The organism is Streptococcus fryi (assembly GCF_053206505.1).
The window spans coordinates 14,426-30,235 of sequence record NZ_JBRUGW010000012.1 but is presented as its reverse complement, the minus strand read 5'-3'; the positions used below and the strand labels follow the sequence as shown (position 1 = coordinate 30,235).

The 15,810-nt window shown below is 38.0% G+C and carries 13 protein-coding genes; 1 reads left to right on the top strand and 12 read right to left on the bottom strand.

The genetic code is table 11. The features are described from left to right. Positions 1-4: 4 nt before the first annotated feature. Together rpoD and dnaG are read right to left on the bottom strand one after the other, a co-directional pair. Positions 5-1,114, bottom strand: a complete 1,110-nt coding sequence (gene rpoD, locus ACVRZH_RS04655; RefSeq protein ID WP_447454156.1) for an RNA polymerase sigma factor RpoD — start codon at positions 1,112-1,114, stop codon at positions 5-7. Between the two features lie 72 nt (positions 1,115-1,186). Continuing rightward, on the bottom strand, positions 1,187-2,965 hold the full coding sequence (gene dnaG, locus ACVRZH_RS04650) for a DNA primase (RefSeq protein WP_447454155.1): 1,779 nt from the start codon (positions 2,963-2,965) through the stop codon (positions 1,187-1,189). Between the two features lie 298 nt (positions 2,966-3,263). On the opposite strand from dnaG, the gene mscL reads away from it, so the two are divergent. Continuing rightward, the gene (mscL, locus tag ACVRZH_RS04645) at positions 3,264-3,629 is read left to right on the top strand and encodes a large conductance mechanosensitive channel protein MscL (protein ID WP_447454154.1); all 366 of its coding nucleotides are present in this window, start codon (positions 3,264-3,266) and stop codon (positions 3,627-3,629) included. A 105-nt stretch (positions 3,630-3,734) separates the two neighbouring features. Here the strand turns inward: mscL and ACVRZH_RS04640 are convergent, their stop codons facing one another. The 10 genes from ACVRZH_RS04640 to ACVRZH_RS04595 all read right to left on the bottom strand — a co-directional run bounded on the left by ACVRZH_RS04640 (position 3,735) and on the right by ACVRZH_RS04595 (position 15,724). Beyond that, positions 3,735-4,562 carry a hypothetical protein gene (locus tag ACVRZH_RS04640; RefSeq protein ID WP_447454153.1) on the bottom strand — a complete coding sequence of 276 codons (828 nt, stop codon included), beginning with the start codon at positions 4,560-4,562 and terminating at the stop codon, positions 3,735-3,737. A gap of 300 nt (positions 4,563-4,862) precedes the next feature. Continuing rightward, positions 4,863-6,086 (bottom strand): MFS transporter, encoded by a 1,224-nt coding sequence (locus ACVRZH_RS04635; protein ID WP_447454152.1) that lies wholly within the window; start codon positions 6,084-6,086, stop codon positions 4,863-4,865. A 32-nt stretch (positions 6,087-6,118) separates the two neighbouring features. Then, the gene (locus ACVRZH_RS04630; RefSeq protein WP_447454151.1) at positions 6,119-7,192 is read right to left on the bottom strand and encodes an ArsR/SmtB family transcription factor; all 1,074 of its coding nucleotides are present in this window, start codon (positions 7,190-7,192) and stop codon (positions 6,119-6,121) included. Positions 7,193-7,337: 145 nt separating this feature from the next. Then, the gene (locus tag ACVRZH_RS04625) at positions 7,338-8,999 is read right to left on the bottom strand and encodes a ribonuclease J (protein WP_447454150.1); all 1,662 of its coding nucleotides are present in this window, start codon (positions 8,997-8,999) and stop codon (positions 7,338-7,340) included. Between the two features lie 202 nt (positions 9,000-9,201). Beyond that, a complete protein-coding gene (gene msrB, locus ACVRZH_RS04620; protein WP_447454149.1) occupies positions 9,202-9,636 on the bottom strand; it encodes a peptide-methionine (R)-S-oxide reductase MsrB in 435 nt (144 codons plus the stop codon). A gap of 17 nt (positions 9,637-9,653) precedes the next feature. Next, positions 9,654-10,379, bottom strand: coding sequence for an LD-carboxypeptidase LdcB/DacB (gene ldcB, locus ACVRZH_RS04615; protein WP_447454148.1), 726 nt, complete (start codon positions 10,377-10,379; stop codon positions 9,654-9,656). A gap of 33 nt (positions 10,380-10,412) precedes the next feature. Continuing rightward, positions 10,413-12,245, bottom strand: a complete 1,833-nt coding sequence (lepA, locus tag ACVRZH_RS04610; protein ID WP_447454147.1) for a translation elongation factor 4 — start codon at positions 12,243-12,245, stop codon at positions 10,413-10,415. A 203-nt stretch (positions 12,246-12,448) separates the two neighbouring features. Continuing rightward, the gene (locus ACVRZH_RS04605; protein ID WP_447454146.1) at positions 12,449-13,198 is read right to left on the bottom strand and encodes an elongation factor Tu; all 750 of its coding nucleotides are present in this window, start codon (positions 13,196-13,198) and stop codon (positions 12,449-12,451) included. 11 nt (positions 13,199-13,209) lie between these two features. Continuing rightward, on the bottom strand, positions 13,210-13,674 hold the full coding sequence (locus tag ACVRZH_RS04600) for an 8-oxo-dGTP diphosphatase (protein WP_447454145.1): 465 nt from the start codon (positions 13,672-13,674) through the stop codon (positions 13,210-13,212). A gap of 145 nt (positions 13,675-13,819) precedes the next feature. Continuing rightward, positions 13,820-15,724: an ABC-F family ATP-binding cassette domain-containing protein gene (locus ACVRZH_RS04595; protein WP_447454144.1), complete on the bottom strand. Its 1,905-nt coding sequence runs from the start codon at positions 15,722-15,724 to the stop codon at positions 13,820-13,822. Between the last annotated feature and the right edge of the window lie 86 nt (positions 15,725-15,810).

The window sequence follows — 15,810 nt, the reverse complement described above, 5'->3', positions numbered from 1 at the left end:
ATCTTTAATCTTCAATAAAGTCTTTCAATTGCTTACTACGGCTCGGATGACGTAGTTTACGAAGAGCTTTAGCCTCAATCTGACGAATACGCTCACGAGTAACATTAAAGACCTTACCTACATCCTCAAGCGTACGCATTTTTCCATCATCAAGACCAAAACGCAGACGGAGTACATTTTCCTCACGATCCGTCAAGGTATCAAGTACCTCATCAAGTTGTTCACGTAAAACTACACGAGTCGTGTAATCAACTGGATTTTCGATCACTTCATCTTCGATGAAATCACCCAAGTGACTGTCGTCTTCCTCACCGATTGGCGTTTCAAGAGATACAGGTTCTTGAGCAATTTTCAAAATCTCACGAACCTTATCAGGTGTCATATCCATACGCTCAGCAATTTGCTCTGGTGTTGGATCTTGTCCTAGCTCTTGTAAGAGATTACGTTGTTCACGAACTAGCTTGTTAATGGTTTCAACCATGTGTACTGGAATACGAATGGTTCTTGCTTGGTCAGCAATCGCACGCGTAATAGCTTGACGAATCCACCATGTCGCATAAGTCGAAAACTTGAAGCCTTTTGAGTAGTCAAACTTATCAACTGCCTTCATCAACCCCATATTACCTTCTTGGATCAGGTCAAGGAATTGCATACCACGCCCAACATAACGTTTAGCAATAGAGACAACTAGGCGAAGATTGGCCTCTGCCAAACGTTGTTTAGCTTCCGTATTACCTTCAGCGACAAGAACTGCGAGCTCTTTTTCTTCCTCATTGGTCAAAAGTGGAACAACACCAATTTCTTTCAAATACATACGAACAGGATCATTAACCTTAGCTGAATTACTGCCCAAAAGCTCTTCATCAGTCAATTCTTCAGGCTGAACCTCTTCCACAACATATTTGGTTGATGGGTTCCCATCCTTATCTGTAATCGAAATACCACCATCTGTCAAGCGCTCTAACAAGTCATCAATTTGATCAGCATCCAAGACAAAAGGAATAACCAGCTTTTCAGTCACTTCTTCATCAACAGCTGTCCCTTCTTTTTTATGGTTACGGATAAAGTCTGCAACTTGAACGTTGAAGGCTGTATTTTGTTTTTTAGTTGTCATAGTTACCTTTCTTTCATTAAGAACATGAGGAAGAAACTTCCTAGGAGTTATGTGATTAGAACAGGACACCACCTATTCTAAGCGACGTTTTTGTGCAATCAACGCTTCCAAAGCCTCAACGGCTGTGTCAACATCACCATGATTACTAGATTCTCGAATAAACTTACTTTGCTTGCGCATATCCTGTTCTGAAATCAATTGCTCACGCTTCATTTCAAGGTCTTGTATCTCACCATCAGCCACCTCTTCTGGTAAATGCTCCTCCAAAACCAAATAGTAAGCCTGTTGATACTGCTCTGGCATATTAGCTAAGTCCAGACTGCTTATCTCGCCCTGCTCCTTCAATAACAGATACAAGTATTGCAATTGCTCCGTTTCAAAAACAAAGTTCTCACGTAAGCGAAATTCGTTGAGCAAAAACGGATGGTGAAGAAAACGATGAAATAGCTGGTTTTCCGTTCGGACAAGTGCTGACAGCATTTTGGAGACAGGTAATGCTGATAAGGTCGGTGACCGCTTGACGTGAGTTTGTTTTATCTGAGCACGCGACTGCAAGCGCTCGTTGTTAACAGCTTGCTCCACCTGAAAATAATCAAAATCAGGTAAATCTTCAGCCACCTTGTTGATATAGGTGTTTTGTGCTGTAATAGACGGCACTTGGGCGATTAGCTTAGCAACTTTCTCCACATAAGTAATCTGAGCTTGTAAATTATCAATGTTTTCTGGCTTTAGATAATCTAACCAAAACTCTGTACTACTAACACGAGACTCTGTCAAGTAACGTGCCAATTCTTCTTCAGAGGTCGCTTTCAAAAAATCATCAGGGTCCATCTGATTAGGAAGCCTAACAATCTCAGTCGTCACATCTTTCAAAATATCCAAAGATTTAGCAATGGCTGATTGACCAGCAGAGTCCCCATCATAAGTAAGGACAACCTTCTTCGTTAAAGATTTTAAATGAGTGACATGTTCAAGCGTCAGAGATGTCCCCATGGAAGCAACAACATTAACGATACCAGAACGGTAAGCTGCAATAACATCCATGAAGCCTTCCATCAAATAGACCTCATGAGTCTTTTTAATAACGGGCTTTGCCTTATCCAAATGATATAATTCGTAAGACTTATTAAAAATCGGTGTGGATCGCGTATTTTTATACTTTGCTTGATGAGACGAACTGTCAGATTCTGCCCAAATACGTCCTGAAAAGCCAATGTATCTCCCTTTATCGTCTGTTAAAGGAAACATAATCCGATTTCGAAAGCTATCATAAATCTGATTATGCTCTGTTAAGGTAAAAAGCCCTGATGTCATGCGGGTTTGTTCATCATACTTATCTACCATCGAGCGATGAAGAAAGTCAGATTCGTCTGGTGCTAAACCAATATGAAAGTATCTAATCACATCATCAGTAAGGCCTCTATTATAAAGATACTGGCGAGCAGCTTCACCAGCCTTTGTTGTCATCAAAACAGCACTATAAAAATTCACTGCATCAGTATTGATATCATACAAAGATTGGTGAGGGGAAGCCATATTAGTAGATACAGCAGGACTAGCTACCTGCACAGACATCCCTAGCCTATCTGCCAGAATAGAAACACTTTCTAAGAAAGGGATTTGTCGATACTCTTCTAAAAATTTAAACACATCTCCTGACTTACCACAGCCAAAACAATGATAAAACTGCTTATCTTCCAAAACATTGAAAGACGGTGTTTTTTCATTATGAAAAGGACACAAGCCTAGAAAATGTCGACCTGCCTTAGTCAGTTGCACCACTTCACCGATGACATCCACAATATTCGTGCTATGCTTAATCTCAGAAATCAAAGCCTTATCTATTGCCAAATCATCACCTCTAGACAGAAAATCCCAGTTTAGTTTTGTAGTTGATTATACCATTTTTTAGCCCTAATGTAAATTTTTAACATTTAACTCTTCACACATGTCTGTCGTGACTATATCTCTCATTTTATGCTGTTAGAAAATATCCCGTGATAACAATATTAACATTAAAAAATGAAAAACATTATTTTTTCTGAAATAACAAAGAAAACACTACTATTAGCAATCAAATCACTTGCTTTCTATCAACATATGCGTTATACTACCAAAGGAAATTAATTTTGAAAGGATTCTAAATCTCATGATTAAAGAATTAAAAGCTTTTTTGTTTAAAGGCAATGTTATCGACCTTGCTGTTGCTGTGATTATCGCGGGTGCTTTTGGCGCTATCATTACATCATTTGTTAATGATATCATTACTCCACTTATCCTTAACCCTGCCTTAAAAGCAGCAAATGTTGAGAAAATCGCTGAATTATCTTGGAATGGTGTTGCATATGGTAACTTCTTAAGCGCTGTTATCAACTTCCTTGTTGTGGGTACTAGCTTGTTCTTCGTTGTTAAAGCAGCTGAAAAAGCAATGCCTAAAAAAGTTGAAGAAGTTGTTGAAGCTGGACCAACTCAAGAAGAACTTCTTGCAGAAATTCGCGACTTATTGAAAAAATAATCAGTTACATAATAATTAAAAGCTTAAAGCCACGCTCATAAATAACATGGCTTTAAGCTTTTTTATTGGTCGTGTTAATAGATTTCCTTGGATAACTTGGGATAGTTAAAAATCTTGGGCATGACTGGATTTTTTCTCTTTTAGATGATTTGTCATTCGTCTAAATAGTCTGGGATTTATCGTCTCAACTTCAAATTCCCTACCGAATAAATATTTTATACCAGCTATAAAAATAAATAGAACCATTATTGGAATACCACAACTGGTGATAATTAAGACAACAGCAGCATCAATCATATTTGCTGATGCAGTCTCAAATTTTTCAATCGGATTGCTAAAAAAGCCAGTTACTTTATCGAAAATACCTTTATTTTTTTTCTGTTCTTTTTCAAGTTTGTCTATTTCTTCCATACGTTCTTCAATAGAATATTGATAGGCGTCCTCAATGCTTTTTCCAAGACTAACACTAGCAGGAATAATAGTAAGCAATAAGAGACTGAGTAACATCATTCGTTTCACTAAAAACCATAAAGTCTTACTTTGTGTGAAAAGATTGATAGCAGATAAGAAACATGCGATAGGGATAAATACCTTAAAAGCAAATGATGAGGCTACAATAATGATGTATTTTTGAACCCAAATACCAGCATAAACAATCAGTAAGTAATCTGCAATATCTGCAATATTTTCTGCAATCGGGATACCTACCTCTCCAGGAATTAAGGTTATCAGAGTCGATAAACCACCAGATAAAGCCGTTAGCTTCATGACTTGTTCTCTCTTTTCATTCAAATAATGAAGAGACGAGGTATTCATTTTTAAGACCCAATCTGATTCAGCAATCACAAAAAAAGACAAAAAACCAACAATTACTATTATACTCAAGAAAATGAGCCTTTGACGATCAGCCAAAAATGATTTATAAGCGAACATAAAAACTCCTTTTAAATTTTTTATTTTATTATAACAAACAGCATATACAAAGTAAATCGCTGCACTTCTATACTTTTCACCAACGATTGTATCACTTTTGTGCCTTTGTGGTAATATGCCTCTATCATAACGAGCTCATTTTTGGTTCATGAGTATAGGTCATTTATGTTAGTTCCTTTCAGATAAATTGGGTGTTTATCTAAGCCTAACATAGATGCCCTTTTCTGTCTAGCTTAATTTTACAAATTGGAAGTTATCTACTTGAGTGTTTCTGAGTAATATTTCAGCTAGCTATCAAGTTCAATCCAAAATTTTAAACTGATTTAAAAGGATTAACATAGCAATCAAAACCATTCCTAAAAACAATGAAACCAAGAGATGTCCATATAAGGACATCATACCGACAATCACAACTGATAATAAGGATGGCAATAACATATCAATCAATTGAATCGCCGACTCAATAGTGCCGATTCGCTCTGATGGCATCAGACGATAGACTATTTCCTGTAGTCTTGGCATTAAAATGCCAACAAAACAAGAGAACAAAAAAACACCAATAGCAATTAAAAGAATATTTCTAATGGCAAAACCAAGAACAATCAGCAGCAAGACAATTTGTCTGGAGAAAACCAGCCGCTTTATACTGATATGCTTAAATTTCGATACTAATAAAGAACCAATCATACCGCCTATAGTAAATAATGCAAGGAGAACCGATAGAACCTTACCATTGTCAAAATCATAAAATGACTGATGAACGAGTAACAAGGTCACAACAGGTATGACAATATTACCAATGACACTACCAAAACTTAAAGTTAATAAGGTCAAACATAAACGTCTAAAACCTAATAAAACCCTTACTGAGGTTGTAATATGTTTAAACAGATGATTTAAAGAATGAGGTCGCTTTTCAATCACTGGAACAGTCTCAAATGTGGATAATTCTTTTTTTATCATTAATAAACCAATAAAAACCAGTAAAAAGGTCGCTGCATTAAACAAAGCAAAGCTTTCAATACCAACAAAACCTATTAACAATCCACCAATAGCCTGACTTAAAAACGATACTATCCTTTGTGTCGCTTGACGAAACCCCATAGCAACAGAAGCGTCTTCTTTTATAATTCTAAAATAAATAGGGGTTAACATTGAAGAAGCAAAATAAGATAAGCTATCGGATAAAACATTCGTTACACAAATGATGACGACTGATAGCAAACTAAATTCAGTCCATAACAATATGACAAACAATGAGAAATACAAAGCGAATTTGATAAAGGCTATGGAAATATATTTTTGAATCCGTCTCGTTTGAAAATCCGCTACTGCACCTGTCAACACACTCGTCATAATAGGCAAAACTTCCGAAGCAGTTATCATTGGAATGGCAATACTCACAAAAGAATACCGTGATACATAAGCCATTAATCCTAAATAAAAGATAATATCTCCAAAACTTGATACCCAAGAATTGATAAGGAGACGTCTAAACAATACATTTGTTCTAAAAATGGACATAAAACACCTCAAAAATATAGTTAGATACATATCTAACTATATTTTAGCGTTTCGTTTAGTGTTTTGTCAACCAAATTCTGGTTTATCCCAAAATCTGAGTCCAGTTTGTTTAATAATAATCTAACTAATTCTTCATTAAGGCGATAATTGACTTTACCATCATCTAAAATCATATCTAATAAACCTGAATTGAGTAGTTTTTTAGTATGAAAAGAAATTGAAGCTTTGTTGAGATTTAATTTCTGAGCAATCTCTTTATTTTTAGAACCCGACTTGGCTAACTCCAATAAAACCTTATATCTTGTTTCGTCTGCTAACATTCTAAGGAGTAAAACCAATCTTTCATCATCAAGCTGAGATTTGTCATATAGCATATCTCCAACTCGAGTACCAATCACAAGTGAATAAGAAAGAGGGCTAAAGAAGTCATGTTTTTCAATGAAATATTCAACTGCCCAAGGAGCCAAAGCAAATAGCTGACTGCCTGATTCCCTCAGTTTTTCTTCTACAACCTCATCCCCCTCAAGCCAGTGCTCTAATTGAAAGTTTTTCTCGAATAACCTGACTTCTTCTTCGATCGTTTGATAAAAAGGCTCATATAAGTTAGAGGTGATTTTGATAAGTTGACATAGATCATTGATTAAACGTTCAGGATATTTTAAGGCTTGATACCAGTCCCATTTTTGTCGTGACTCTTTATCACTGTTCTCAAGGATTAGCATTAGCTCTTCTAAATCATTATTTTGGCTATCCTTACCAGATAACTTTATAGCCAAACATTTTACGATTTCATGATGTTTTAGCTGTTTAATTAAGGTAAGTAGCTCATCTATATCCTTGGGATCCTCTCCTTTACTCAATAAATAATAGTATAATATAACACCAAAACCTATGGAATGGTTATCTAACAAATAACATCTTACTAGGTCCTCCTTAAATGGAGAAAATTGTTGATAAATCAAATGATAGGTTTCTTCAAATTCTTTAACAATACGCTGTTGTGAAGCACTTAAACCATCAATCTGATGAGTTGGATACAAAACAATGGAGGGTATTCTTAAAAAATCAAAAAGTCTACTGCGATGATGTGCTATTGTAAAAGCCATAGTTTCCCTTTCTATACTCTAAATGACTGTATACGATTTATAGATGATATAGGTACACTCTGAAAAGCGTCTTTGCATTTGGAGGATTCTCTTTGATTTAAATAAAAAGGCTAAACACATTCAGCCTCTTTATTATCACCTTATATTACCTTACTTCCATCACTACTGGTAAAATAGCTGGCCGGCGTTTGGTTTGTTCAAATAGGAACTTGCTGAGCTCATCTCGGATTGATCCTTTTAATTCAGCCCAATCAAAATTATCCTGTGCTAAATAATTCTCAACCAATGTATTCACTAAGTCTGAGCTGTCTTGGATAATATCTCGACTCTTTTTAACATAGACAAAGCCTCGTGTGTGAACCCTTGCTTTTGAAATTATTTTCTTTTGTCGTTTATTAACAGTCATTGCAATGATGAAAATACCATCTTCTGATAACACCTTACGGTCTCTCATGACCACATTACCAACATCTCCAATAGCGTTGCCATCAATCAAGACATCACCTGCAGGAATAGCACCTTCATGTAGGAAACCATCTGCACTATAAGTCATGACATCGCCACGTTTTAAAATATAAATATTTTCTGATGGCATACCCAAATCTTGAGCTAAATGGGCATGAGCTGACAGTTCGCGGTACTCTCCTTGAATTGGGAAAAGATACTTAGGCTTCAAAAGATTCAGCATGAGCTGTAAATCACGACCATTAGCATGTCCTGATACACGTAGATTCTTAGTGATTGATTTAACGCTACCACCAGCTTTATAAATCATATTTTCAACACGTGCCACAACAGCCTCTTTGGCAATACTTGGTGTCGTGATAATGTAAACAAGGTCACCCTCTTTGATTTCAACATAGCGATGACGACCAACAGCCATCTTACGAAGACCATTGATAGGCTCGCCCATACGACCTGTTTCTAAAATAATCAACTCATGGTCAGCAAAATTAACCATATCTTTAGGTTTAATTAGGATACTGTCATCAGCTACATCTAATTTTTTCAAATGAATCGCTGTTCTGACAATATTCTCTGTATCAAATCCCGTAAGCACAATTCGACGACCATGACGAGCAGCAGAATCAAAAATTTGTTGAATACGAACAAGGTTACTTGCTACAGCCGCCACAATAATACGTGACTCAGAGTCAGCGATAACTGAATCAATCTCTGTACCAACTTCAGATTCACTAGCCACTTGAACCATGCTGTCTGCATTAGCCGAATCAGACAGAAGGGCAAGAACGCCCTCACGACCAATTTCTGCTAAACGCGCCAAATCTGTTTGATAATTTGGCATAGCCGCATGGTCAAACTTAAAGTCACCCGTATAAACAATATTTCCTTCAGTGGTCTTTAGCACAATCCCTAAACTTTCTGGGATAGAGTGGGTCGTTTTAAAGAACGAAACAACTGTATCAGTAAATTCAATCTCTGTATCACTATCAACAATATGGAAATTTTTAAAATGCTTGGTTGCATCATTTTTCTTAACCACTAACTTAGCCAATTCCACTGTTAATTCTGACCCAAATACAGGGACCTTAACCTTGGCTAATAAATAAGGCAAAGCACCAATAGCATCTGCATGACCATGTGTCAAAAAGACACCCTGTACCCTATCTTTATTCTCTTCCAAATAATCCAAATTTGGAATCACCACATCTACTCCAAGTTGTTCATTTTCGGGGTATTTCAAACCTGCATCGAGGATAAAAATGGCATCATTGACTTCAGCAATATAGAAGTTCTTACCATTTTCGCGAACACCTCCTAAGGCTATGATTTTAATATCACTCACGATAATTCTCCTTTTATTCAATCGTTTATCTAAATATCTAAAGTTACAACATAATAACTCTACCTAAGCTATTCTATTATACCACAAAAAAAGGAAAGCGTCTCTAAGCTTTCCCGATATTCAACTCACTCTAAATACAAAAATAATATAATCTGCTGTTAAATGTGAAAATGTGTTAGTATCACCTCATAAGGGAAACTGTTTAGTCAGCAAACAAGTCCATATAGGCTTCGTAGCCTTGCTCTTGCAACTCAGCTTTTGGAATAAAGCGAAGAGCTGCTGAATTGATGCAATAGCGTAAACCTCCCTTATCTTGTGGTCCATCTGAAAATACATGCCCGAGATGTGAGCCGCTTTGACGGCTCCTAACCTCTACACGTCGCATGCCATAAGACGAGTCATCATGATTAGTCACCATGCGATTTTGAATTGGCTTGCTAAAAGCTGGCCAACCACAGCCTGATTGAAATTTATCTTGAGAGGAGAAAAGCACTTCACCACTGACAATATCAACATAAATGCCTTCTTCAAAAAAATCATCATATTGCCCAGTGAACGGACGCTCTGTTGCTGCATTCTGGGTGACTTCATAAGCTAAATCACCAATTCGTTGGCGTAATTCTTCTTTGCTTTCCATTTTTTCTCCCTTATACCTTATTGAAGGTAATCGCCACCTTCAATACCTAAATATTCTTCAAGTGTTAGCCCTGATTCATAAATATCTTCCGCTTCATCACCAATATAACGAACGTGCCATGTCTCTGGCATATAACCTGTGATAGCTTCTTTACCAGGCAAATAACGAACGATAAAACCATAGTGATGGGCATTTTCTGCCAACCATGTCGTTGACGTTTTTTCGGTCAACAGTTCACCGTTAGTATCAATAAAATCATAAGCTAAGCCTGTTTGGTGTTCACTATGACCAGGTCTAGCAGAATAACGATCTGCTTCCAATTGACCATCTCTAGCCGCATAATTTTCATATAAACCAGCTTGAGTATCATAACTTCTAAAACCACTATACTGACTAGAGACAGGGAAACCCATTGCCTGCATATCTGCTAGTAAACGTTGAAAGGCTTGACTTGCTGTAATATCTTCACCTGGATTATAATCTGATGCTAAAGGGTATTTTTTATTGACAATGATGATTGGACCATATTTGCCCTCCACACTGTAATAAGAGCCATTGTAGTCAACCTTTGTCTGATTCTCCGGTTCAGATGAAACTTCTTCTTTAGTTGCTTTCTTTGATGGTTTCTCCGTCGTTACTGAAGTTACTTTCGAATAATCTTCTTGACTATCTATCCACTGACAAGCAGATAAACTAACTAAAACCAAAACAGCTAAGACTAACATTTGTAAATATTTTTTCATAAATTCGACCTCCTAGGGCTTAAACAATTAATCCTACTTCTTCTCATCCTCATCCATGCTAAGCACTGATAGGAAGGCTTCCTGTGGGACTTCAACTGATCCGATAGCCTTCATACGTTTCTTACCAGCTTTTTGTTTTTCAAGCAACTTACGTTTACGTGAGACGTCACCACCATAACATTTGGCCAATACGTTCTTACGAAGAGCCTTGATGTCACTACGAGCCACAATCTTATGACCAATCGCCGCCTGAATTGGTACTTCAAATTGCTGACGAGGAATGATTTTCTTCAATTTTTCAACAATAATCTTACCACGTTCATAAGCAAAGTCCTTGTGAACGATAAAGCTAAGCGCATCAACCTTATCTCCGTTAAGAAGAATATCCATTTTCACTAGTTTCGACTGGCGATACTCTGAGATTTCATAATCAAAGCTAGCATAGCCACGTGTCGATGATTTCAATTTATCAAAGAAGTCAAAAACAATTTCAGCTAGTGGGATTTGATAAATCACATTAACGCGATTGTCATCAATATAGTCCATTGTGACAAAATCACCACGTTTGCGTTGCGCTAATTCCATCACTGCACCAACATACTCTTGTGGTACCATGATTTGTGCTTTCACATAGGGCTCTTCAATGCTTGCCACACGGGTTGGATCTGGAAATTCTGATGGATTGGCTACTTCAAGCATATCACCATCTGTTGTATTGACATGATAGACTACCGATGGTGCCGTCATAATCAGGTCAATGTTAAATTCACGCTCTAAACGTTCTTGAATAACGTCCATGTGTAAAAGTCCCAAGAAACCACAACGGAAACCAAAACCAAGGGCTTGTGAAGTTTCAGGCTCAAACTGAAGACTAGCATCGTTTAATTGCAGTTTTTCCAAAGATTCACGCAAGTCGTTGTATTTGTTGGACTCAATCGGGTAAATCCCTGCAAAAACCATTGGATTCATTTGCTTGTAGCCATCAAGCGGGGCATCTGCTGGATTTGTTGCTATGGTGACTGTATCACCGACACGAGTGTCAGCAACTGTTTTGATAGATGCTGCAATGTAGCCAACATCACCGGTGGCAAGGAAATCACGCCCAACAGCTTTTGGTGTAAAAATCCCAACCTCCGTCACATCAAAGGTCTTGCCATTACTCATCATCTGTATCTTATCACCTGGACGAACCAAACCATCCATGACACGTACCTGTAAGATGACACCACGATAAGGATCATAAACAGAGTCGAAAATCAAAGCTTTTAGAGGTGATTCAACATCACCTGTTGGTGCAGGAACCTTTTCAACAATCTGCTCTAAGATTTCCTCAATACCAATACCAGCCTTAGCTGAAGCAAGAACTGCTTCACTGGCATCAAGACCTATCACATCTTCTACCTCAGCACGAACACGCTCAGGGTCAGCTGCCGGTAAATCAATCTTGTTGATCACAGGAAGAATTTCCAAATCATTGTCCAAAGCCAAATAAACATTGGCAAGGGTTTGAGCCTCAATACCTTGTGCCGCATCAACAACCAAAATCGCGCCCTCACAGGCAGCCAAGGAGCGTGACACCTCATAAGTAAAGTCCACGTGCCCCGGTGTGTCAATCAAGTGGAAAATATAATCTTCTCCGTCTTTAGCCGTGTAACTCAACTCAATCGCGTTTAGCTTGATGGTAATGCCACGCTCTCTCTCCAAATCCATGCTATCAAGCAATTGAGCTTGCATTTCACGACTTGAGACAGTCTCTGTCTTTTCTAAAATACGGTCTGCCAAGGTTGACTTTCCGTGGTCAATATGGGCAATAATCGAGAAATTTCTAATTTTCTCTTGACGTTTTTTTAAGGCTTGTAAATCCATCTTATCTACTTTCCGTTCTTTTCTATCTCAGGAGGTCTTACTTAAAGATTCTAGGACAAAATCCCCCATTATCAATACTTCATTATACCAAAAAAAAGAGCGACTGTAACCTAAAACATCGCTCAAAATATAGCTGCTATTGCATCACTCATTACTAATTCTCGTGCAAATAGAATGAATAATAATTACATCTCAAAAATTAACTAAGAAAAGTCACTATATTGGTCAAACCATTCACTCAAGCTAAGTTTCTGACCTGCTTTAACCCAAGCATGATAAGTCGCAAAGACTGCCTTAACACTACCCAATTTTGTCACTAGGTCATCAATCAGTAACACACTTTTCCAATAATGAACAAAGATAGTTGCCATATTTTCCTCATACGTGCTCTGACCAAACTGCTCAACATCAACTGTCCCATAAACCTCTTCAAATAAGGCTATCAACTGCTGATTGACCTGTTTTTCCGCCTCAAAAGACTCTGGTGTTAAGAAATAACGCCGGCTAATGTACTCTACCATCCCTTCTTCAAACCAAATGCCTTTTTCATAAGCATCATCTAGGAACAATTCACTATTATGCGCCAACTCATGACCGATAATCTGTAAGAGATGATCATCCGACAAGTTCTTTTCATAGTACTCACGAAGCTCTGACACAACTGGACTTTCCTCATAGATTGCGAGTTGTTCCAAATAAAGGGTTTGCCAAACCTTTAAGTCAGGCGTCATAACCATCCTCGTATCATTGGTGTAGGCTGGGACAACACTCTCTCGAAAAACCTGTGTTGCCATCTCAAAGTTAGATAAAACCAAATACTCAGGGAAATCACTCACAGCATACTCATCTGCTAAAAAACGCATAAACCCCATTATTTTCCCTTGATGCTTGGCTAAAAATTCCTGATAAAGTTGCCACTCTTCTTGGGTAGCTACTCCAAAAGCATATTTCACTCAATCATCACCTAATAAAAGACCCTAGTCCAATCCTCATCAGCCTGTCTGTCATAATAAAACTCTGACAGGTCATCATTATCAAAAACCTCTAGTAAAGCAAGCAAGTCAAAAGCAAGCTCCATTTGGGGCAAATCAGCCTTTTTAACCCATTTAACCTCACCTTCATCACTAGATACCAACTCACCTGAAAATTGATTTGTCTTGTAGAGAAAGACGAGGTAACGAATGCCTTCATCTGTTTGCCAGTGCTTCATACCAACCAACTTAGGTGAGGATATGGTCAAACCAGTCTCCTCTAAAACTTCACGTACCACAGCATCATGCAGACTCTCACCTTTTTCAATGTGGCCACCTGGTAAGGCTGCTCCTGACCAACGATAGCGTTTAGGGTCGCGGATTTGGACAACCACATTGCCGTCCTTGTCCTCAATCAAACACATATTGGTTAAAATCACTTCTTCTGTTCTAGGCATTTATCGTTCTCCTTATTTACAACACTATCAGCTGGTTCAAGTCATGAGAGCTCTCACTACACACCTTATTTATTATATCACACCTTATTTATTATATTCTGAAAAAGATACCAAACAAGTGTTATACGGTAAGCCTTTAGCTAATCTAAGCTTCCAATTGTTCTGAAATATCTTCCCAACTAAGCATCAACTCATCTTGTTCCAATGTCAAGCGTTCAAGTTCTGATTGCAAACGCATGAGTTCACTAGTATCATTAGTGACTAGCATGGCTTGATTCAGCTCTTCTATAGCCGTTTCAATCTGTTCTAATTGTGTTTCAATATCTTCTAATTGACGCGTTAATTTGCGACGTTCTTTTTGAGTATTCTTTTGTTCCTGATAGTCTTGAGCACCTGCTGAATGGACTACTGGTAAATCATTAGGCGTCTCCTCTAACATGCTCTCCAATTCTGCCTTTTTGATCAGGTAATAATCATAGTCACCGAGATAAAGGGTACTTCCTGTTTCCGAAATCTCAATAACTTTTGTCGCAATACGATTGATAAAGTAACGGTCGTGACTGACAAATAAGAGGGTTCCCTCAAAATCTAACAGGGCATCTTCTAGCACTTCCTTACTGTCAATATCCAAGTGGTTGGTTGGCTCATCAAGTACAAGGAAATTATTATTTTCCATGGATAATTTGGCCAACAACAGTCTCGCACGCTCGCCACCTGATAACATAGCAACGGACTTCTTGACATCATCGCCCGAGAAGAGAAAAGCTCCTAGACGACTGCGAATCTCCAGCTCTGGTGTCGTCGGAAAGGCATTCCACAATTCATCAAGTACCGTATTAGTCCGTGTCAGATGAGACTGTGTTTGATCATAGTAGCCTGTCTGAACATTTGCCCCAAACTTAATCTCGCCTTTAATAAGATCTAATTGTCCGACAAGAGTTTTGATAAGCGTTGACTTACCAATACCATTTGGACCCACAATCGCCACAGCATCTAACTTGTTTAACTCCAAGTCAATCGGTTCAGACAAGACCTGATAATCATACCCAATAGCTAAACCATGTCCTGTCAAAACGACATTGCCAGAAGGCTTGTCTATCCTAAAGGTCATATTAGCTGACTTACTTTGGCTACTTGGCTTATCTAAACGCTCTATCTTTTCCAACTGTTTGCGTCTAGCTTGTGCACGTTTGGTGGTTGAAGCACGAACAATATTGCGACGAACGAAATCCTCTAACTTGGCAATTTCTTTTTCTTGCTTTTCATAAAGTTTTTCTTCGGACGCTAATTTTTGTGCCTTTTGCTCCATAAAACTTGAATAGTTGCCAACGTACCTATCTAAACGGTTGGGGTTCAAATCCATCGTGACGGTTGCCACCTTGTCTAAAAAATAGCGGTCATGGCTAACGATGATAAGTGCCCCTTGATAATTAGACAAGTAATTTTCCAACCATGCAATCGTCTCGATATCCAAATGGTTGGTCGGCTCATCAAGCACTAGCAATTCAGGCTTTTCAAGTAACATCTTAGCCAGAGCAAGGCGTGTATTTTGTCCGCCTGAAAGCTCAGAAATACGCATATCCCACATGGATTGGTCAAATTGAAAACCATTTAAAATCGCCTTGATATCACGTTCATAGGTAAATCCGCCACGTTGCCTAAAATCTTCTGACAATCTATCATAATCAGACATCAATTTTTCAAAGTCTGTTCCAGATAGGTCTGCCATCACTAATTCCATTTCACGAAGGCGTTTTTCATCTTGACGCAAGCTATCAAAAACATGCAACATTTCATCATAAATCGTGTTTTCTGAAGTAAAACGGCTATCCTGTGACAGATAAGATAGGGATAGGTCTTTTTTGGTCGTCACCTCACCACTCGTTGGTTGCTCCTCACCAACCAAAATTTTGAGGAGGGTTGATTTCCCCGCACCATTACGGCCCACAAGGGCAATCCTATCTCTCTCGTCAACCTGAAGGGTAATATTTTCAAATAAGACATCTCCTGAAAAGGAGCGTTCAATCTTGTTTCCACTTAATATAATCATGTTTCCATTATAGCAAAAATTAAAACAACTGATAAGCCTAATCCATTGATAACTCTGTTTTTACTTGCATTTCATGGGGAACTGGT

Excerpts from the sequence above, each read along its gene's own strand:
- rpoD (WP_447454156.1), bottom strand. The coding sequence starts at position 1,114 with ATGACAACTAAAAAACAAAATACAGCCTTCAACGTTCAAGTTGCAGAC.
- mscL (WP_447454154.1), top strand. The coding sequence starts at position 3,264 with ATGATTAAAGAATTAAAAGCTTTTTTGTTTAAAGGCAATGTTATCGAC.
- ACVRZH_RS04640 (WP_447454153.1), bottom strand. The coding sequence starts at position 4,562 with ATGTTCGCTTATAAATCATTTTTGGCTGATCGTCAAAGGCTCATTTTC.
- ACVRZH_RS04635 (WP_447454152.1), bottom strand. The coding sequence starts at position 6,086 with ATGTCCATTTTTAGAACAAATGTATTGTTTAGACGTCTCCTTATCAAT.
- ACVRZH_RS04630 (WP_447454151.1), bottom strand. The coding sequence starts at position 7,192 with ATGGCTTTTACAATAGCACATCATCGCAGTAGACTTTTTGATTTTTTA.
- msrB (WP_447454149.1), bottom strand. The coding sequence starts at position 9,636 with ATGGAAAGCAAAGAAGAATTACGCCAACGAATTGGTGATTTAGCTTAT.
- ldcB (WP_447454148.1), bottom strand. The coding sequence starts at position 10,379 with ATGAAAAAATATTTACAAATGTTAGTCTTAGCTGTTTTGGTTTTAGTT.
- lepA (WP_447454147.1), bottom strand. The coding sequence starts at position 12,245 with ATGGATTTACAAGCCTTAAAAAAACGTCAAGAGAAAATTAGAAATTTC.
- ACVRZH_RS04600 (WP_447454145.1), bottom strand. The coding sequence starts at position 13,674 with ATGCCTAGAACAGAAGAAGTGATTTTAACCAATATGTGTTTGATTGAG.
- ACVRZH_RS04595 (WP_447454144.1), bottom strand. The coding sequence starts at position 15,724 with ATGATTATATTAAGTGGAAACAAGATTGAACGCTCCTTTTCAGGAGAT.